Source organism: Rhizobium sp. BIGb0125, assembly GCF_024810055.1.
In the GTDB taxonomy this organism is placed as follows: domain Bacteria; phylum Pseudomonadota; class Alphaproteobacteria; order Rhizobiales; family Rhizobiaceae; genus Agrobacterium.
Genome location: NZ_JANUDV010000005.1, coordinates 167130 through 187056 on the forward strand (window position 1 = coordinate 167130; position 19927 = coordinate 187056).

At 55.3% G+C, this 19927-nt stretch carries 19 protein-coding genes; 4 read left to right on the plus strand and 15 right to left on the minus strand.

The genetic code is table 11. From position 1 onward, the window contains the following. The first annotated feature begins 14 nt into the window (after positions 1-14). Positions 15-1055: an Ldh family oxidoreductase gene (locus tag M2418_RS15195; RefSeq protein WP_310503209.1), complete on the plus strand. Its 1041-nt coding sequence runs from the start codon at positions 15-17 to the stop codon at positions 1053-1055. A gap of 45 nt (positions 1056-1100) precedes the next feature. On the opposite strand, the gene M2418_RS15200 is transcribed toward M2418_RS15195, so the two are convergent. The 8 genes from M2418_RS15200 to M2418_RS15235 form a co-directional block, all read right to left on the minus strand. After that, positions 1101-2717: a glycoside hydrolase family 43 protein gene (locus tag M2418_RS15200; protein ID WP_259147640.1), complete on the minus strand. Its 1617-nt coding sequence runs from the start codon at positions 2715-2717 to the stop codon at positions 1101-1103. Between the two features lie 18 nt (positions 2718-2735). Beyond that, positions 2736-3869, minus strand: a complete 1134-nt coding sequence (locus M2418_RS15205) for a Gfo/Idh/MocA family protein (protein ID WP_259147641.1) — start codon at positions 3867-3869, stop codon at positions 2736-2738. A 21-nt stretch (positions 3870-3890) separates the two neighbouring features. Beyond that, the gene (locus tag M2418_RS15210; protein ID WP_259147643.1) at positions 3891-4652 is read right to left on the minus strand and encodes a sugar phosphate isomerase/epimerase; all 762 of its coding nucleotides are present in this window, start codon (positions 4650-4652) and stop codon (positions 3891-3893) included. 49 nt (positions 4653-4701) lie between these two features. Then, positions 4702-5790 carry an ABC transporter ATP-binding protein gene (locus M2418_RS15215; protein ID WP_259147645.1) on the minus strand — a complete coding sequence of 363 codons (1089 nt, stop codon included), beginning with the start codon at positions 5788-5790 and terminating at the stop codon, positions 4702-4704. Between the two features lie 5 nt (positions 5791-5795). Further along, positions 5796-6737: a carbohydrate ABC transporter permease gene (locus M2418_RS15220; protein WP_192486908.1), complete on the minus strand. Its 942-nt coding sequence runs from the start codon at positions 6735-6737 to the stop codon at positions 5796-5798. Continuing rightward, a complete protein-coding gene (locus M2418_RS15225; protein WP_192486907.1) occupies positions 6730-7632 on the minus strand; it encodes a carbohydrate ABC transporter permease in 903 nt (300 codons plus the stop codon). Before M2418_RS15225 ends, M2418_RS15220 begins: the two co-directional genes overlap by 8 nt. Before the next feature lie 164 nt (positions 7633-7796). Next, positions 7797-9032: an ABC transporter substrate-binding protein gene (locus tag M2418_RS15230; RefSeq protein WP_259147647.1), complete on the minus strand. Its 1236-nt coding sequence runs from the start codon at positions 9030-9032 to the stop codon at positions 7797-7799. 222 nt (positions 9033-9254) lie between these two features. Next, a complete protein-coding gene (locus M2418_RS15235) occupies positions 9255-10085 on the minus strand; it encodes a tetratricopeptide repeat protein (protein WP_259147649.1) in 831 nt (276 codons plus the stop codon). 126 nt (positions 10086-10211) lie between these two features. Between M2418_RS15235 and M2418_RS15240 the strand changes: the two genes are divergently transcribed. Beyond that, positions 10212-11603, plus strand: a complete 1392-nt coding sequence (locus M2418_RS15240; RefSeq protein ID WP_259147650.1) for a M17 family metallopeptidase — start codon at positions 10212-10214, stop codon at positions 11601-11603. Positions 11604-11712: 109 nt separating this feature from the next. On the opposite strand, the gene M2418_RS15245 is transcribed toward M2418_RS15240, so the two are convergent. Then, positions 11713-13200, minus strand: coding sequence for an MFS transporter (locus M2418_RS15245; protein ID WP_259147651.1), 1488 nt, complete (start codon positions 13198-13200; stop codon positions 11713-11715). Between the two features lie 86 nt (positions 13201-13286). Here M2418_RS15245 and M2418_RS15250 point away from each other — a divergent pair, with 86 nt between their 5' ends. Together M2418_RS15250 and M2418_RS15255 are read left to right on the plus strand one after the other, a co-directional pair. Continuing rightward, complete coding sequence (locus tag M2418_RS15250) at positions 13287-13841, plus strand: TetR/AcrR family transcriptional regulator (RefSeq protein ID WP_259147653.1); 555 nt, start codon at positions 13287-13289, stop codon at positions 13839-13841. A 53-nt stretch (positions 13842-13894) separates the two neighbouring features. After that, complete coding sequence (locus M2418_RS15255; protein ID WP_259147654.1) at positions 13895-14299, plus strand: RidA family protein; 405 nt, start codon at positions 13895-13897, stop codon at positions 14297-14299. 162 nt (positions 14300-14461) lie between these two features. On the opposite strand, the gene M2418_RS15260 is transcribed toward M2418_RS15255, so the two are convergent. The 6 genes from M2418_RS15260 to M2418_RS15285 form a co-directional block, all read right to left on the minus strand. Beyond that, complete coding sequence (locus tag M2418_RS15260) at positions 14462-15148, minus strand: class I SAM-dependent methyltransferase (protein ID WP_259147656.1); 687 nt, start codon at positions 15146-15148, stop codon at positions 14462-14464. Positions 15149-15274: 126 nt separating this feature from the next. Then, positions 15275-16579, minus strand: coding sequence for a nicotinate phosphoribosyltransferase (gene pncB, locus M2418_RS15265; RefSeq protein WP_250983501.1), 1305 nt, complete (start codon positions 16577-16579; stop codon positions 15275-15277). 154 nt (positions 16580-16733) lie between these two features. Further along, the gene (locus tag M2418_RS15270) at positions 16734-17099 is read right to left on the minus strand and encodes a hypothetical protein (RefSeq protein ID WP_259147658.1); all 366 of its coding nucleotides are present in this window, start codon (positions 17097-17099) and stop codon (positions 16734-16736) included. A 105-nt stretch (positions 17100-17204) separates the two neighbouring features. Next, the gene (locus M2418_RS15275) at positions 17205-18050 is read right to left on the minus strand and encodes a C40 family peptidase (protein ID WP_259147660.1); all 846 of its coding nucleotides are present in this window, start codon (positions 18048-18050) and stop codon (positions 17205-17207) included. After that, entirely contained in the window at positions 18047-18412 is a 366-nt protein-coding gene (locus tag M2418_RS15280) for a MarR family winged helix-turn-helix transcriptional regulator (protein ID WP_250983498.1), read from the minus strand. The genes M2418_RS15275 and M2418_RS15280 overlap by 4 nt, the downstream gene beginning before the upstream one ends. Before the next feature lie 368 nt (positions 18413-18780). Further along, positions 18781-19896, minus strand: coding sequence for a DUF475 domain-containing protein (locus tag M2418_RS15285; protein WP_259147662.1), 1116 nt, complete (start codon positions 19894-19896; stop codon positions 18781-18783). Positions 19897-19927 lie beyond the last annotated feature (31 nt).

Here is a 19927-nt window from a genome sequence, read left to right on the forward strand (position 1 = left end):
TGCAGGAGTGACAGATGACCCAAGCGATCGAGTATATTTCTTTTGAAGAAGCCGGTGCCCTGAGCCTGGAGTTGCTCACCCTTGCAGGCTTTTCGAAAGGTCATGCAGAAACGATTGCTGCTTCTGTCCTGAAAGCGCAGCAGGACGAATGCCACTCTCATGGCCTCTATCGCCTGATGGGCTGTGTCAAAACCCTGCAGATCGGCAAAGTTGATCCCAATGCCGAGCCAACAGTGGATACGGAAACGCCGGGTATCGTCCGCGTCAATTCCCACTACGGGTATTCATTGATGGGCTTCCATGCCGGTCTGCCGCATTTCATCGAAAAAACCAAAAAGCAGGGTGTTGCCGCCATGGCAATCAACAACTGCTTCCACTTCTCCGCACTTTGGCCAGAGGTTGAAGCGCTGGCTGACGCGGGTCTGGTGTCCTTTGCCGTTACCCCCAGCCACTGCTGGGTAGCGCCAGCTGGCGGCACCAAACCGTCCTTCGGCACCAATCCATTTGCCTTCGGTTGGCCACGGGCTGGCAAACACCCGTTCATTTTCGACTTTGCGACCAGCGCGTCAGCGCGCGGTGAAATCGAATTGCACCGCCGGGCCGGAAAACCGATCCCGCTTGGCTGGGCCATCGACGCAGAAGGCAATCCAACCACGGACGCGGAAGCTGCCCTCAACGGAGCCATGTTGACCTTCGGTGGTCATAAGGGCTCTGCACTTTCGGCGATGGTCGAGCTGTTGGCCGGTCCGTTGATCAACGACATGATGAGTTCGGAATCGATGGAATTTGACGATGGTGCGGGCGTAACCCCGTGCCACGGCGAATTGCTGATTGCGCTTGATCCGCAGTCTTTCCTCGGCGCGAGCATGACGGAAAGCATGGGGCGGGCTGAAAAGCTGTTCAGCTCGATTACCGATCAGGGCGCACGCCTCCCATCGCAGCGTCGTTATGAAGCCCGCGATCGCAACAAGGACAAAGGCCTGCCTGTGCAAGCTGCTCTGTTGGTGGATCTGCGTGCGATGCTTTCCGAGCTGAAAGCCGCCGTTTCGGCCTGACAATGTAACCAACGGGTAGCCTGTTTCGCAGACTACCCGTCCATGTCATTCCCTGCCGGTGATGCTGTAGGCAAAGCTTTCAAAATCAGCCGGCTGTCCGCGACCAGATGTATCGAAAGCGAACATGCCGACAAAAGCGCCGGTGAACGAGCCATGTTCACCGCGCCCGCCCTCATCCGAGACGACACCGGCATCAAGAACAGGCCCAACCGGCTGCCAGGCAGGAGCCGAATGGCTGCGCCAAAAGAACAGCAGATCGTTGCCTTCCACTTCCATCGCCAGATGAATTGGCCCCTCGGGAACAGTGACACCGCCGCCAATCGGAAAACTCAAGCGACCGTGTGGAAAGTCGCCCGGGCATGACAGGATGGTGACGACCCGTCCAAGCTTTTCATGGAGCGTGACAGCAAGCGCGTGAAACTTGTGGCGATTATAATAATGGGTGAGACCAGCCACCTGCTGGTAGGTATCGGGTGAGAACTCCACCACCGTTTCAGCCCGGAAGGAGTGATGTTGCTGGCGCCGAGCCACCAGCGACTGGTCAAACCAGGAGCCGATGCTTTCACGTCCGAACAATCGCAAATGCCCAGCACGCTCAGTCAGGCTAAAAAGCCGCTCAGGATAGGGCGACCGCAGCCACTGGAAATCCTGTGGCAATTGGGGTGTTTCAAAGCTGTAGTGAATATTGGCCTCTTCCCGCTTGCGGGTGGCTGAAGTGGGAGACGCCACCTCGACAGCGGGTACGACACCGCCCTGTGCGAGATAAAGCCAGTCATCGCGCCACACGCATTTCTGAATTGCTGTCTCACGGCCAAGCGTGCAACGTCGTTTTGGGGGTACAGGTCTGCCGCAGAGATGCGTGTGATAGGCCTCGCCATCTGGTGTTTCGACATATTGCCCGTGCCCTGCCCTTTGCAGCACCGCCTCCGGATTGTCTTTTGAGGTGATCAGATGGACATTCGGGTGCATCTCATAGGGACCATCCAGCGAACGGGACCGCGCCATGGTGACAGCATGGTCGTAGCCTGTGCCACCTTCTGCCGTGGTCAGGTAATACCAGCCATTGCGCTTAAAGATGTGCGGCCCTTCCACAAGCCCGAGCGGGCTGCCGGGAAAGATGTTTTTGACCGGGCCGATCAACTTGCCACTTGCAGCATCCCATTCCTGCAACAGGATGCCATCAAAGGCCGGATGTTTCGGTGCGCCACCGTAACTTTCGGTGCGGTGGTTCCACTGCATATTGAGGAACCATTTGCGCCCGTCATCGTCATGGAACAGCGTCGGGTCAAAACCGGATGAGTTGACGTAGACCGGGTCAGACCATTCGCCCTCAATGGTGTCAGAGGTCACGATATAGTTATGGGCATCCTTGAAGTTGCCGTCGTAACGTTTGACATCGGTGTAGACCAGCCAAAAGCGGCCATCCGCATAGGACAGGCACGGCGCCCAGATGCCGCAACTGTCCGGGTTGCCGCGCATGTCGAGCTGGCTGGCGCGTTCCAGCGGTCTGCGTACCAGGGTCCAGTTGACCAGATCGCGTGAGTGGTGGATTTGCACGCCCGGATACCACTCGAAGGTGGATGTCGCGATATAATAATCCTCACCGACACGGCATATGGACGGGTCGGGGTTAAACCCCGACAAAATCGGATTGCGGATCATGTCTTCCTCCCCGCGAACTTAACGCAGCAGCTTTTGCGCTTCCTCGATACCAAGAGCAGCCGGCTGCGTGCATGTCGTTGTCATGTCGATGAAACGACCCTCCTCTCCCGACTTCAGGATAGACGTCATGACATCGATGCCGTGCAGCGCACGCTCCAGCGAGCAGCGTGCGTCACGCCCCTCGATCAGCGCCATGGCCATATCGGCAAGACCTGCGGTGCGATAATTGGCACGTGGCCCCTGCGGACTATCCTGATTGGCTATGCCAAATGGATGCTCCCAGTCATCAAGCGGCTCGATATCCTTGTTCTGGCCGCTGGCTTCCACCACGCCACCAAAGAAGTTGGGGTCCGGCACGTAGAGCGAACCTTCGGTTCCATAAAGCTCCATATTGGCGTGACGGTGTGACCAGACATCCCAACTGGCCGACAGCGTGATGGTCGCACCGCTGACGAATTCCAGCAGCGCATGAATGTTGGTGGGTGTTTCCACCGGTATCGTCTGACCGGCCAGCGGCTGGCTGGTGATGGTGCGGGTTTTGTTGGCCATCGATGTCAGGGCGGCAACGCGTTTTACCGGACCAAGCAGGTTGATGAGGTTGGCGATGTAATAAGGGCCAAGATCAAGGATTGGCCCGCCTCCGGCCACAAAAAAGAAGCCGGGATTGGGGTGCCACATTTCCATGCCGGGGCTCATGACATGGCATGTGCCTGAGGTGATGCGCCCGACACGACCTTCATCGATATATTTGCGGGCAAGCTGATGTGAACCGCCCAAGAATGTATCCGGCGCGCAGCCAACAGACAGTTTTTTCTCAGCGGCAACTTTTCGAAGTTCTTCGCCTTCCTCCAGCGTCAAAACCAGCGGCTTTTCGGAATAGACGTGTTTGCCCGCTTCAAGAATGGCCTTGGAGACCGAGAAATGCGCGGCGGGAATGGTGAGATTGACGATGACGTCAATCTCATTGTTGGCAAGCAGTTCGGGAATGGACTGTGCCTTCGCACCGTATTCTTCGGCTTTCAGTTCGGCTGCGTTGCGGTTCAAATCCGCGCAGGCAAGAATTTTCAGCCCCTTGAACAGCGGAGCGAGAGAAAAATAGGTGGTCGAGATATTACCGCATCCAATGATGCCGACGCCAAGCTCTTTGGCCATGATGATGCTCCAATATGAAAATCAGTAGGCATTGAAAGATGCAATCGACCGTTCCATCAGGCGGTCGATATCGGACGGATTGTCGTGCTCCAGCACGAAATGTTTGGCCGAGGTGTTCTTCAGCGCAGTGATGAGCTTTTGCCATTCCACAGTGCCATGGCCGAGGTCTGCCCAACCATCTTCATTGGCATTCTGGCCTGACGGCGCGATATCCTTGACGTGGACAGCCGTGATGCGTTTGCCGTAGCTTTCAATCCACGCAAATGGGTCAGCCCCACCCCTGATAATCCAGGCGATATCGGCCTCCCAGCTCAGTTCAGGGCCACCGGCGAGAATCTGTTCCTGCGGTGTCGAACCATCCGCCAGCGTGTGAAACTCGAAGTCATGATTGTGCCAGCCGAAGGTCAGGCCAGCATCACGGAATGGTTTGCCGGCTGCCTGCAAACGCTGCCCAAAGGCAAACCAGCCAGCCGCATCACTGGGGCGCTGGTCGGGCAGCAGATAGGGGCAATAAACGGCTTCAATGCCCAGAATGCGGGCAACAGCGAGCGCCCGGTCGGTTTCCTTTTCGAGCATGTCGATGCCGAAATGGCCGGTTGGCATGGTCAGCCCGTTGGCATCCAACTCAGCGCGGAATTGTGTGAGCGCTGCGTCATCCATGCTGGCGTAAATGCCACCATATCCTTCGACTTCACGATAACCGGCCTTAGACAGCTTTTTCAGCGTTTCGGAAAGCGGCGGAAAATTGCGGGCGCTGTAAAGCTGAAAGCCAAGAGTTGTCATTTCCAAGTCTCCTCAATGTCATCAATATTTTCGGGTGTCAGGAAAGGGATCAGATGCGGTTTTCAGTGGCCGCGTCGAACAGCGATGCCATCGACATATCCACACCAAGCCGCACCTTGCTGCCGGGTGAATAACGGCGGTGACCACCGATCCGCACCGACAGCGTATGGTCGGCAAGTTTCAGCCAGAGCAGATTGTCGGCACCCATCGGCTCCTCGATGTCGACAATTGCTTCGTGAACTTCGCCGCCGGATATCTGCTCATCAACACGAATATGTTCAGGGCGAATACCCAGAATGACCGGGCGGCCAGCGGCGAGTGGTTCCGATGTCTGGTAACCGGAAAGACTAAAGCTCACGCCGTTGGTGACGAAGGCCGTGCCTCCATCTTTTTCCACCAACTCGCCACGCAGGAAGTTCATGGACGGCGAACCGATGAAACCGGCCACGAACAGGTTTTTGGGTCGGTTATAGATGGCAATTGGATCATCAAGCTGCTGGATAACACCGCTTTTCATGATGGCGATACGATCTGCCAGCGTCAGTGCTTCGATCTGGTCGTGGGTCACGTAGATCATGGTGTTCTTGAGCGACTGGTGCAGGCGTTTGATCTCGACGCGCAACTCCGAGCGCAGCTTGGCATCGAGATTGGACAGGGGTTCGTCGAACAGAAACACATCAACATCGCGCACCAATGCACGACCGATCGCCACGCGCTGGCGCTGACCACCTGACAGGGCCGATGGCTTGCGTTTGAGTAGCGGCTGTATCTGCAGAATTTCAGCGGCCCGCGCCACACGCCGGTCGATTTCTGCCTGCGGTACCTTTGCCACTTGCAGACCAAAGGACAGATTCTTTTCAACCGTCATCTGCGGGTAAAGCGCATAGGACTGGAACACCATGCCGATGCCACGATCCTTTGGTTCCTCCCAGGTGACGTTGCGCTCCTTGATGAAAATCTGCCCGTCGGTCGGTTCCAGCAAACCGGCAATGCAATTCAAAAGGGTTGACTTGCCGCAACCGGAGGAACCAAGCAGCACCAGAAATTCACCCTCGTGAATGTCGAGGTTGAGATTTTCCAGCACAGTTACAGCACCGAAGGACAGAGAAAGCTCTTGGATGGAAACACTATAGGTCATGAAATTCACCCTTTGACTGCGCCTGCGGCAATGCCTCGCACAAAAAGCCTGCCTGAAATGAAATAAACGATTAGCGGAACGGCGCCGGTGAGCAGGGTCGCGGCCATGTTGACGTTGTATTCCTTCACGCCCTGCACCGAGTTGACGATGTTGTTGAGCTGAACCGTCATCGGGTAATATTCAGGTCGCGTGAACACGACACCGAACAGGAAGTCGTTCCAGATGCCTGTCACCTGAAGGATCATTGCCACCACAAAGATGGGCAGCGACATGGGCAGCATGATGCGGAAATAAATCTGCCAGAAGCCTGCCCCATCGATACGCGCTGCCTTGAACAATTCCTCCGGCAGCGACGAGAAGTAATTGCGGAAAAGCAGTGTCAGGATCGGCATGCCGAAGATGGTGTGCACCACGATCAGGCCAGTCAGCGTGCCGTAGATACCGACTTCGCGCAGCACGATGACGATGGGATAGATCATCACCTGATAGGGGATGAAGGCACCGATGATCAGGATGGAAAAGAACAGTTCCGATCCCTTGAACTTCCAGTTAGCCATGGCGTATCCGCTGACCGATGCAATAAAGATCGACACGAGTGTTGACGGAACCATGATGCGCACGGAGTTCCAGAAACCTCGCGAAAGCCCGTCACAGTTGAGACCGGTGCAGGCACTTGCCCATGCCTTGGCCCACGGCTCAAAGGTAATTTCCATGGGTGGCGCGAAGATATTGCCCAGACGGATTTCCGGCATGCCCTTCAGCGATGTCACAAGCATCACGTAAAGCGGCAGCAGGTAATAGAGTGCTGCGACAAACAGCGTGCCGTACAACACGATATTGCGGCGTGAGAGGGTTTTTCGCGGCTTCTTGCCACGCGGTCCCGACAATTGCCGGGCAACCGGATCAACGCCAGCAGCGACTGTATTCAAGGTGCTGATATTAGCCACGTTTGCGCCCTCCGAATTCAAGATAGGCCCATGGGATGATGATGATGGCGACGGTCAGCAGCATCATCGACGATGCCGCAAATCCCTGGCCAAGATTTTGCGCTTGGAACATGTAGTCGTAGACATATTTCGCCGGGACTTCGGATGCGATGCCGGGGCCGCCGCTGGTTTGCGCAACTACCAAGTCGTAAACCTTGACGATGCCGCTGGCGATAATGACGAGCGTGGTTATGAAGACTGCGCGCATCATCGGGATCACCACAAAAATATATGTGCGCCACATGGGAATGCCGTCGACGCGTGCCGCCTTCCAGATATCTTCATCGATACCGCGCAGACCAGCCAGCATCAGGCACATGACAAGGCCCGTTCCCTGCCATAGACCGGCAATCAGGATGCCATAGATCACGATGTCAGGATTATAGAGCGGGTCGAAAGTAAAGCTGGTCCAGCCAAATGAGCGGACGACGGATTGCACACCAAATTCCGGATTGAGAATCCACTGCCAAACAAGACCAGTGACGATGAATGAAAGTGCAAAAGGATAAAGAAAGATCGTACGGAATGTATTTTCGAAACGGATTTTCTGATCCATCAGCGCGGCAAGCAGAAAGCCGATAACCAGACTGAAAATCAGCGATAGAATGCCGTAAATCGCCAAATTCTGAATCGAGATAATCCAGCGGGGTGCAGCCCACAGCCGTTCATATTGCTCGATGCCGACAAAGGTGGCGCGCGGCAAAAGCTTGGAGTTGGTGAAAGAATAAACAATCGTCCAGATCGTACCGCCGAGGAAGATGACAACCGCAGTGAGGATCATGGGTATGGACGCAATCTTCGAATTAAGATTGCGGAATAGCTGATTGGGGCGCTTTGAACGCGTTTGACCCGCCATGGATCACTCCTCATCAAACGTTGCCGTTGATCGCAAGGCGGGTGGCCCAATGGCCGCCCGCACCCGCGTGGTCACCGGCAATGTCAGAAAAGCACTCACATTACCGGTAGGAGTAAAGCAGCGGTCTGCAGCTCTATACGAAGTTCAACAGACCGCCAGTCAGATCAATCAGCCGAGCTGATGATACTTGCAAACCGCTTCTGCGCATCTTCGGCAGTCATCGACGTGCTGGCGAAAAACTCCGCCATCAAGTCTTCTTTCTGCTTTTGCGTATCGGCGGACACAAGCTGGTCGGTGCTGGTGAGAGCATGATCCTTGGCCAGAATTTCCAGACCCTTCTTCATGCAATCATTTGCGACGCCGAGGTCCACGTCACCACGGATTGGCAACGAACCCTTTTTCAGGTTGAAAGCAACCTGTGTCTTTGGATCGACAATCGTTTCGGCCAGAACGTCCTGTGCCTTGGTTTTTGCCTCATCCTTCAACAGCGGGAAGTAGAAAGCGTCGCCACCTGTGGTGATGTAGTCGCTGACGCCAAGACCCGGCAGGCAGGAATAATCTGTTCCGGCCGTCTGGCCAGCCAACTGGAATTCACCCTGCGCCCAGTCACCCATGACCTGGCCACCGGCCTTGCCTGTGATGACCATGTTGGTTGCCTGGTTCCAGTCCTGCACATTTGTGCCGCGCGACATGTCGCGTGCCTCTACGGCAGCAGAAAAGATTTTGGCCATGTCAGGGCCGGCAGCGGCTTCCGCATCCTTGTCCTTGTAGACCTTTTCATACAGCTCCTTGCCACCCAGTGACAGGACCAGTGTGTCGAACAGACCGTTGGCCTGCCAGGCCTGGCCACCCAACGCAAGCGGCTGAATACCGGCCGTCTTCAATGCAGGTGCCGCAGCGACAAATTCAGTCCAGTTCTTGGGAACCTCAACACCGGCCTGCTTGAAGGCAGCGTTGGAAAGCCACAGCCATTGCCATGAGTGAATATTTACGGGTGCGCAGTAAATTTTCCCGTCGATAGTGCAGCTGTCGAGCAGGCTTGCGGGTTTGATAACCTCTTTCCAATTGCCTTTTTCAGCAACGTCTGACAGGTCACGCATCAATCCGGACTGAACAAGCTCTTCTGCCTGTCTGCCGTGGTTGAACTGGGTTGCAGCCATCGGGTCACCACCGGTGATCCGGCTGATCATGATCGGGCGAGCGGTACTGCCGGAACCGGCAATCGCACCATCCACCCATTTGTTACCGGTCGCATCGAACGCCTTTGCCAGTTCGGCAACCGCGGCAGCCTCCCCGCCCGATGTCCACCAGTGTGTTACTTCAAGATCCGTTGCACCAGCCATACCTGCAGGCAACAAAACACTAGCCGCAAATGCAGCCACAATAGCACGCGTACGCATGAGTCTCCTCCCTCACTGAAACGTTGCAGGAGGAACGTAAGCGAATATTTTTAAACACGCAACGGCCTATTGCTTAAAAAGTCCTTACGACTTTTGGCTGTATAAATGCCGCTAAAGGCGGGAGAATATTACCCGAAAACAATCATGAGCAGAATTCAGCAAGTTATTGCTGTGATTTCACTTTCCAGAGAAATCGTGCACGGCCCGGAACACACAACAACCTTAATTGGTTGCGGTTTTTTCCTTGTCGGCAAGCTGCTTCCATGAACTTTGTTGAGACAACATGCCGCGCAGGTAAGCAAGATTTGCTTCTGCCTGCTGCTGGGTCAATTCCTGCCGGGCGATGTTATCGGCCTCGGCGAAACGTCCTTGGAGCCCCACGACCAGCGCCAGATTCTGGCGGATACGGCTGTCAGCGCCCGGTTGCTGCGAGGCTGATCGCAGATAGGTTTCGGCCGTTCTTGGATCACTCGACAGGACGTAGGACATTCCGAGGTTGGACAGAATACTGGGTTCGTTGGGCTGCAAGTCCAACGCCATGCGGTATTTGGTGCGCGCTTCTGGCGAGCGGCCGAGTTGATCCAGCACGGCACCTTCAGCAGAATACAGGCGCCAGTCCGGTCTATCCGGTGTCTGCGCGCGGGCGATTGTCGATAGAGCCTGCTCCAGCTGACCAGCACCGGCCTGCGCCTTGCCATAGGCTGCCAGCACGTTACGGTCTGCCGGGTTGGCAATGGCGATCTGCTGCATCACGGCCAGAGCCTGTGTGCTTTTGCCGGTCATCATAAGAAGATTGGCATAGCTCATGCCCGTGCGCGCATCCTTCGGATTGCGTTCATAGGCTTTGCCAGCTGCTTCTTCGGCCTGCCGCAGTTGAGACTGGTTGAGATTATCGTATGATTGCGCTGGCGCCGTCGTCGGGATAGAGCCTGTTGTCAGCCTGTCATGCTTGTTGGTAGAGGCGCATGCGGTTAATGCTAGCGCCAAAGCAAGCACGGCACCGCCGTTGATTATGGCTTTTCGCGCTGCAGATACAGAGTGAACAGCAGTCATGGCATTGCCCCTGCGTGCGTTGAACGGCTTTGCACCTATAAGCGGCGCAATCTTCGCTCCAGCAATAATCTGTTAACCCTAACAGAGTGTTAATTTACTGATTCTCCAAGTTTACGAAAGCAGATCATGGCCCCGTATCAGTTCATCGAAAGAGCAACACCGTTCAGTGCCAAAGCGGGCAACACCCTGCCGGTTTTTGCGGTAACGCCAGCTCATATCGAGCAAGGTGCCATCGACCCCATAGCGCTCGATTGGGCGCGCAAGGCCGGTTTCAAAGCGGAAAGCGGTGCCATTCTGCTCATCCCTTCGGCCGATGGTTCGCTGGGTGGGGCGCTTTTCGGACTTGGCAGCAATCCGTCCGAACTTCCTTTCCTGACCGGCAAACTGGCCCGCGAACTGCCAGAGGGTGACTGGCACATTGAAACCGCACCATTGACGGTGAACCGTCTCGCACTGGGGTTCGGTCTTGGCAGCTACAAGTTCGACCGCTATCGCACCGTCAAATCTTCGTCGGCCAAGATGCTCATTCCGCAGGATGCCGACGCAACTGGCATCAAGCGGACACTGGCTGGCGTCTTCCTGGCACGCGACCTCATCAACATGCCAGCAAACGATATGGGGCCGGACCAGCTTGAAGTGGCTTTCCGTGCACTTGCTGCCCACTACAAGGCGGAAGTTACCGCCGTGACCGGCGACAAGCTGTTGAGTGAAAACTTCCCGCTGATTCATGCGGTGGGTCGTGCTAGCGAAGGCGAGCCGCGTCTTCTGGAAATGCGCTGGGGCAAAAAAGGCAATCCTGCGATTACCCTAGTTGGCAAAGGCGTGTGCTTCGATACCGGTGGTCTCGACATTAAACCTGCCTCTTCGATGGCGTTGATGAAAAAAGACATGGGTGGCGCGGCAAATGTGCTTGGCCTTGCATTGATGATCATGGAAGCCAAACTCAAGGTGAACTTGCGCGTCATCGTTCCTGTCGTCGAGAACTCGATTTCCGCCAATGCTTTCCGCCCGGGCGATATCTACCAGAGCCGCAAGGGTCTGACGGTACAGATCGACAATACCGACGCCGAGGGCCGGCTTATTCTGGCCGACGCGTTGGCCTACGCCGATGAGGACGAGCCGGACCTGATGATTGACATGGCAACACTGACCGGTGCTGCCCGCGTGGCGCTCGGACCTGACATTGCGCCCTATTACACCGATGATGAAGATCTCGCTCATGACATCGCCGAAGCGGGCATGGACATGGACGACCCGATGTGGCGCATGCCACTTTACATGGGATATGACAAGGATATCCGCTCCCGCGCTGCCGACATTACCAATGCGCCGGCTGGCGGCATGGCAGGCTCGATCACAGCCGCCTTGTTCCTCAAGCGCTTTGTGTCGAAAACCAAGAAATGGGCCCACTTCGACATTTACGGCTGGTCGCCGAATGAACGTCCGCACTCGTCGGTTGGCGGTGAAGCGCAGGCCATCCGTGCGCTCTATCACTACATTGCCAGAACCTACGGCTGATCAGCAAAAACTAACGGCTCAAAACAGACCTGCACAAACGGCAAAACAACGGTGCGCAAACACCGTTGTTTTGCCGTTTGTGCCAGCGTGGCAAGTGTGACTGTCGCGTTCAGTCGGCGTGTTTGTGCTGTGCCAGCATTCGCACCACGATGCTGGTCAAGCCAAGCAACACCACGGCAGTGATCAACACGGCCGCAAATGCATTGCCGAAGGCCGTTTCTGCGGCGCTGCGGACGGCGATGGCAAGATTGCCGCCAAGCCGTTCAGCCAGAAGCAATGCTGCATCAAGACCATCGCGGGCCGAAGCCGCACCGTCGTTGATACCGACAGGTGCTTCAAACGAGGTGCTGTAGACCGCAGCAAGGACACTTCCAAGCGTGGCGATACCGATCGCACCGCCAAGTTCAAACGAGACTTCCTCGATTGACGCTGCCATGCCACCATGATGATCCGGTGCGTTGAGCATAATTGCGGTGGAGGCGGCAGTCATTGTCGCACCGAGACCTATGCCCATCAGAAACAGGGCAGCAACCTGCAAGGCGAGGCCATCGCTGATGACACTGTAATAAAGCGCGAGGCTGGCTGCCGCGATTGCCATTGACACCCACACGACGGCCCGTTCACCGACTTTTGCCACCAATATGCCCGCCAACGGGCCGGCGATAAATGCACCAAGCGGAATGGGCAGCACCATCAGACCTGCCTCCAGAGGCGACATGTCGAGCACAAGCTGGAAACGTTGGGTCACAGCCAACTGAAAGCCCAAAAGAGCAGCCGAGGCGACGGCAGCAGCAATCACGCCAGCCAGGAAATTGCGGTTGGCAAACAGGCTGAAATCAATCAACGGCGATGCGATGTGACGTTGGCGACGGGCAAACAACACCAGAAATACCAGACCCAGCAGTGCCGAGGCCGAAAATGACAATAGGGAAATGTCCTGTTTTGCCAATTCCTTGACGGCATAGGTCGAAGCTACAAGACCAATCATGATCTGTACGGCCGAAATGATATCGAATGATCGCTCCGGATTTCGCAAGCCGGGGCCAACAAACAGGATGGTTGCGACAAAGGCGACCGCGACGATGGGCAGGTTGATCAGGAAAACTGAACCCCACCAGAAGTGCTCCAGCAACACGCCGCCGATGACCGGTCCGAAGGCCGCACCGCCAGACGCAACGGCCGCCCAGACGCCAATCGCGAAGGCCCGTTCACCGGGCTCCGTGAATGTCTGGCGGATAATCGACAGCGTGGCTGGCATCATCATCGCTGCGCCAACGGCAAGCAGCGCCCGTCCGGCAATCAACACCGCAGGGTTCGGTGAAAAGGCGGCGAACAGTGATGCGGCGCCAAAAACAATCAAACCGATCAGGAACAACAGACGTGCACCGAATTTGTCACCAAGCGCGCCGGATGCCGGTAATAATCCGGCGACGGTCAGCGCATAGACATTTACGATCCACAATTTTTCCGAGGACGATGCCATGAGATCATGTGTCAGACGCGGCAATGCCGTGTACAACACCGTCATATCGATCACGATCATGAACAAGGCACTCGATACAATCGCGAGAATACCCCATCGTGCTTTGGCCTGCATAAAAACTCCATGGTCGCTAAGAGCGAGTTGAACGATAGCTGTGAATTATTTAAATACATACGTATGGAATTAAAAAGAGGCAAGGCATGGGACGAAAGAAAACCATCGATCGGGAGATCATTCTGAATGCCGCCGAAGACATTGTGCGCTCGCGAGGAGCGGCCGCACTGACAATTGATGCGCTGGCAAAGTCACTTGGCGTAACGAAGGGCGGTATCCAGTACAGCTTCGCCAGCAAGGATGCGATTATCGACGCGATGGTGTCGCGCTGGTTTGTGACCTATGACCAGAAGTTCCAGGAAATTGCCGGAGAGGCTCCCGACCCGCACGCCAAGGTCTGGGCCCATGTGGAGGCGACACGGCAGGCTGACGAACCGGCAAACTACAAGGCCGCCGGATTAATGGCGGCGCTGATGCTATCGCCAGAATATTTGGCCTCGACCAAGAAATGGTATGAGAGCCGCACGGAAGGTCTTGACGTGACGACGCTTGAAGGGCGCGCCGCACGGCTGGCATTTCTTGCGACCGAAGGGGCTTTCGCATTACGCTGGTTTGGCCTGATGGATATTTCCGATGACGAATGGGCTTCAATCTTTGCCGACATCAAAACAGTCCTGAACAAAGAGCCTAAAGATCCATAAAAACGCCGGCCGACACGTGCCATGATCTTCGCTTATGACTTGGAGACCCTTACATGTCCTCTTTCATTGATTTTCGTACTCCAAAAACCTTACCGCCGACCGCGAGTTACTCGCACACTGCCATTGTCCCGGCCAGCGCCAAGACAATCTTCATTTCCGGCCAGGTTCCCATGGATGTGACTGGCGCACTGGTCGGTGAAGGTGACTTCAAACGTCAGGCCGAAAAGGTGTTCGAGAACATTGAAATTGCCCTTGCTGATGCGGGGACCACCTTCGACAATGTCGTGAAGCTGGGCATGTATCTGACAGATATGAGTAACCTCGGCACCCTCAGAGAGGTACGGGACCGTTTTATTCAGCTTAAGGCACCACCAACCAGCACACTTGTGCAGGTGACGGCATTCTTCAACCCGGCTATTCTGTTCGAAATGGATGCAATTGCCGTCATCGGAGGCTGACGTAACATTGCGGTACCACAACAGCGTGGTGAGCACCGGACGGCATTTTCCTGTTATCTCAGCCAGACAAATGAAGACGAACTGCATAAGTTGGCTGAGAGTAATGGGGAGATTTTTGTGTGCGGCACAGTCATCCCATTGGCAGGTTTGGACCTCTGTAGACTAAGCAGCGTAGGCCACCCAACCCTTGATGCTGAGCCCGGCGTAAAACAGCGATACGTTTGAAAACCCCGCCTCTTGCATCATGGCGACATCCTCGTCCGGTGAGAGGATTAAAAGGCGGGTGCCAATGGCCTGTCTTGCGCTTTCAACCTTTGCTGGGTCGGTGCCGTTTGCCAAACCATAGGCGACGTGACGCGCGATCCATTTCGAGCGCTCAGGTTCGCTTTGCGGAAAGCTCAAATGCGCCGCAATGAACGGCGCACCGGTTTTCAGGCGTTTGCGTATTTGCAAAAGTGTTTCCAGACGTTGCTGCTCGGCGACAAAGTGGAAGGTCAGTATAGCCGTGGCTGCATCATAAGGCCTTAGTGGCGCATCTTCGATGTAACCTTCGAACAGGCGGACCCTGTTGTCATGAGCTGCGATCACCGTGTTTGCCAGCTGCAACATGTCGGCCGATGGATCCACACCATCAAAGGACCAACCGGCATGGGCATCGGCCAGAGCCTTGATTTCCTGTCCACCGCCTGCCCCCAGAACCAGCAATCGGCCATCCTGCGGCGTTACTTCCGCCAGTAACAGCGAGATCATCCTGTGCAAATCACTGTAGCCGGGGACCTGCCGTGGTGGCCCTTCATTATAGGAACTTACTGCCTTTCCCTTGAACGGGGGTTCCACTTTCTCATTCATGTCCTCACTCCATTCGCATAATGTTACTTTTGTTGTTACATGAATGGATATAGGCACAGGAAAGATGCCTGCCAAGAGCAGGCGTCACGTCATGCGGGTCAATGGAGCAGATGGCAGGTGGCTGGTTTAAACAACCACTTCCTGATTTTTACGGTCTTCCTGACCGAAAAACTTCAGGTAGCGCTGCACTTCAGACGCTTCTCCGGTTGCCTTTTGTGGATTGTCGGAAAGCTTGACCGCAGGCCGGCCATTGGCATCGCTGACCTTGCAGACGATGGAGATCGGCTTCAGTCCGGCAATTTCTTTCGGGGCACAACCGGCAAAGTCGTTGGTCAGGTTGGTACCCCAACCAAAGCTCATACGGGCACGACCTTCAAAATGTTTGTAGGTATCGATAATTGCATCGACATCAAGACCATCGGAAAAGATCAGCAGCTTCTTTTTCGGATCACGGTTCATCTTCTCCCACCAGGCGATGATCCGTTCGCCACCCTCGATGGGTGGTGCGCTGTCCGGACGGAAGCCGGTCCAGTCAGCAACCCATTCAGGCGCATTTTTCAGGAATGCCGCGGTACCAAAGGCGTCTGGAAGAACAATCAGCAGGTTGCCACCATAAAGGCGGTTCCAGTCCTTCATCACCTGATAGGGTGCGGCGGCCAGTTCTTCGTCATTATTGGCAAGCGCTGCGACCACCATCGGCAGTTCATGCGCGTTGGTACCAACCGCTTCCAGATCGGAATCCATCGCCAGCAGAACGTTGCTGGTGCCGGTAAAGGCCGGACCAATGCCCTCCTTCAACGCGTCCACGCACCAGCGTTGCCACAGGAAACTATGACGGCGGCGGGTGCCGAAGTCGGAGATGCGCAGGCCCGGCAATTCGCGCAGACGTTCGACTTTCGACCACATCTTGGCCTTGGCACGGGCATAGAGAACGTCCAGCGTGAAATAGCCGAGCGATTTCATGGCGCTGCGCGACCGCAGCTCGTTGATGATGGCCAGTGCCGGAATTTCCCACAACGTGGTGTCCATCCAGCGGCCATGGAAATTCAGCTCATACTGGCCATCACGCTTGGAGAGTTCGTATTCCGGCAATTGATAGCTGGATAGCCAGGACAGAAATTCCGGCTCGAAAATCTGCGAGCGTCCGTAGAAGGAGTTACCGGCCAGCCAGATTGTTTCCTTCTTGGTCAGACGAAGCGTGCGAGCGTGATCCAACTGATCACGCAGTTCCGCCTCATCGATTTCGTCGGCAAGGCGCACGGTCTTGGTGCGATTGATCAGGGAGAATGTCGCATCGACTTCCGGATAGAGTTTCCAGATCATCTGCAACATCAGAAGTTTATAGAAGTCCGTATCGATCAGGCTACGAATGATCGGATCGAGCTTCCAGGCGTGGTTATGAACGCGGGTGGCGATGTCCGTCATTGTCATGTCTGCGGCTTCCCTCTTCCGGCCGGTGGGCCGGTTTCCCTCTGCACCGTGAAAGCAAAACTGCCATCACAGTCACTACACAGAAATAGACATACTAAAGTCCATGGGCCGGAAACAAGCCACCAGTAAAGATAAATGGCATCAATAAATCATATCAATTGTAGGCGTCGGACGGATTGATGCCCGGGTACCAATCTTTTGAGGTCGGATTTTGCGATCCCCAATAGCTCAGCCCGCCGCCCTCACAGCGATAACCACTTACCGGAAGGTCCTCTTCGAAAATGTTGCGATAGCGCCGCTTGTCGAATGAGCCGGTCTGCAATTCACTGCGGCAGGTATAACGTACCTTTGGTTTTGCGGTGGCGGGATCTTTTACACCTGGAAGATCGCGGTAGGCATCTGGCGCACTTAACTCGAAGCCGTCCTGATAGATTGTCTGCGCGCTGGCGCCACCCGATGAAAAACCAATGGTCATCACCAGCGGCAGGATCGCCAAAACTTTCATTGATATCCCAGCCACGGCCACCACCTCTTACTGCTACGTCTACATCCGCAATATAGGATCGGCGGCGACCACAAACAGGCCGCCTGCAACAACGATTTCGTGAACGGCATAAGCCGCCTTTTACAGCCGCTTGTAGGAGGTCGGAAATTCGTAAAGCCAGCCAATGCGCTTGACGGCTTCATCGAAATTCTCGCGGGCCACTGTCATGCTGTGGCCGTTGGCGTGCAGCAGCGTTTCGGCATCTTCCATGATGCCGACATGTCCCTTCCAGAACACCAGATCACCACGAGTGAGTTCGTCGCGCTCGATCTCAAAGCCCAGTGATTTGACCTGCATGTCGGTATCGCGCAGCGAGGCCTTGCCGGTCATCGACAGGGACAATTGGACAAGGCCAGAACAATCGATGCCGAAGCCGGAGCGACCGCCCCAAAGATATGGCGTCTCGATAAATCTGACGGCAACGGACACATAATCATCAGACACAATTTCACCGATCGGCAGACAGTGCGCCGCAATGACCCCCTCACCTTTTTCAGTCAGAAGATACCGTGTCCCGCGGGTTTCTGCCTCACCGACAAAACGCAGCGTGCTGCCCATGGACAGAGCTGTTACCGGTGGCTTGCGCAGTTCTGCCTCAGGATAGAGAAAGGTTCTGGGTGCAGTGATGCGGTGCGTTGCAGCCTCAAGCTGCCCAAGCGCCGTTTCCGGCAAATAACCGGTGTAACCATCCGCATCGGCCTGCACCCAGGCCCAGCCATTTGCGCGTTCAAAAACCCGCACGGTTTCACCGAGCAGAAGTTCGGTGTCGATACCCTTGGCAAGATCAGGCGATGGGCGCAAGGCACAGACTGGCACCGCGATGCGCGCCGGTTCACCCGTCACAAAACGGGTTGCTTCAACCTGCCCCTCCAGCCTTGTATCGGCGAGGTCCGGGCGAAATGCATGTAGGCGACGATCCAGTATCATGGGCGTTTTTCCGGCGTTGTTTGCAGTCTTGCCTGCTCGATAATCATATCGCCAAAATTTTCAAGGAAAAGAGCACCGGTTACAGTCCTTTTGATGACGACGTTGCGCCGGTCTTTTTCGTCGCGCACGCGGTCGATCAGCCCCATGTCGCCCATCGTATCCAAGGCGCGGGTAATCACCGGTTTGGTGACACCAAGCACTGTCGCCAAACCTCTGACGGTGTGTGGCGGAGGAACAAGATAGACATGCAGGAGAACGGCCATCTGCCTTAGGCTCAAATCACGGGCGTCGGTTTCAACCTGTTTCAGGGTTACCCTGTGCCACAGGCCCAAGGCCTCGGAAGCGGAAAATTCGACCGGCAAATATCCCTCCAACTCTCAGGGGTCATGGCTCTGCGCATCCGTTTTCCTTGATTGTGATGATAAACACAACACGCAAAAGCAAAACCGCCGCCGATGTTCTTGCTGACAGCAAGTATCGACGGCGGTCTATTTCACCCTTTTAGCGGGCGTTTTTCCGTCCCCTCTGGACTTGTTTCTTACAAAGCAGAAACCGTGCCAGTTTTGTATCAAAGTGAAAAGTGCAGTATTTTCAGCATATTGTGCTGATTTACGCCAAACCGACACCGAAATGGCATCGGGCAAAATTTGTGCAGTGCGAAAGCATTTGCCTAAAAAAATCCCGCCGGAGTGCGGCGGGATTTTCATACCAATCCGTTGCTTTTGAAAAATCAGACTTCCGCAGCCTGTTTTTCTTCCGCTGCCTCATGGGCACGTTCATTTCGGTTGTAGCGAATGGAAGACCACAGCGCGATACCGATCAGGGCCGCGCCACCAAGACCGGTGATGACTTCCGGAATGTGGAACAGGCTCTGCATGTACATGATCACCGAAAGGATGAGGATGGCATAGAATGCGCCATGCTCAAGGTAACGGTATTCCGCCAGCGTACCCTTCTCAACCAGCATGATCGTCATGGAACGCACATACATGGCGCCAATGCCGAGACCGATAGCAATGATGAACAGGTTTGAAGTCAGCGCAAAGGCGCCGATGACGCCGTCGAAGGAGAAGCTGGCATCCAGGACTTCAAGGTAAAGGAACGCACCGAAACCGCCCTTTGCCGCACCCTGCATCATTTGCTGGCTACGGTCGAGGACACCGCCGAGAACTTCCACCAGCAAGAACGTCAACAAACCCCAGATTGCCGAACTGAAGAAGACATTTGCTGCTTCAGGACCGAGTTTCGGATCACTGCTGTCTGCAATGATACGCGAAAACACCAGCATGATGACCAGAACGAAGGCGATTTCGATGCCCTTGATGGAAGAGTAGGTGGAAATCTTCTCTTCAAGCCAACGCACCCAATGCACATCTTTTTCGTGATCGAAGAAGAAGCTCAGACCGACCATCATCAAGAAGGTGCCGCCAAATGCCGCGATTGGCAGATGTGCGTCCTGCATGATCTGCGCATAACGATCCGGTTCAGTCGCAGCCATGACCATGGCAGTCCATGGACCGACATTGGCAGCGATAACCACGATGAGCAGCGGGAAGACGATACGCATGCCGAAAACGGCGATCAGAATCCCCCAGGTCAGGAAGCGATGCTGCCATTCCGGCGTCATGTCCTTGAGCTTGTTGGCATTGACGATGGCGTTGTCAAAGGAAAGCGAGATTTCAAGAACAGCCAGAACTGCGCAGATGAAAAAGATCGTTGCAGTGCCGCTGACGGTGCCTGTCATCTCCCAACCGAGATAGCCGCCAAGAATAAGGCCAACAACAGTGACGATGAAGGCCCACTTGAAGTAGGAAAGGGTCGATTTTTGAGTGGTGGAGAGGCTCATGTTCAAATCTCTCCGTGAATGGACATGCTGG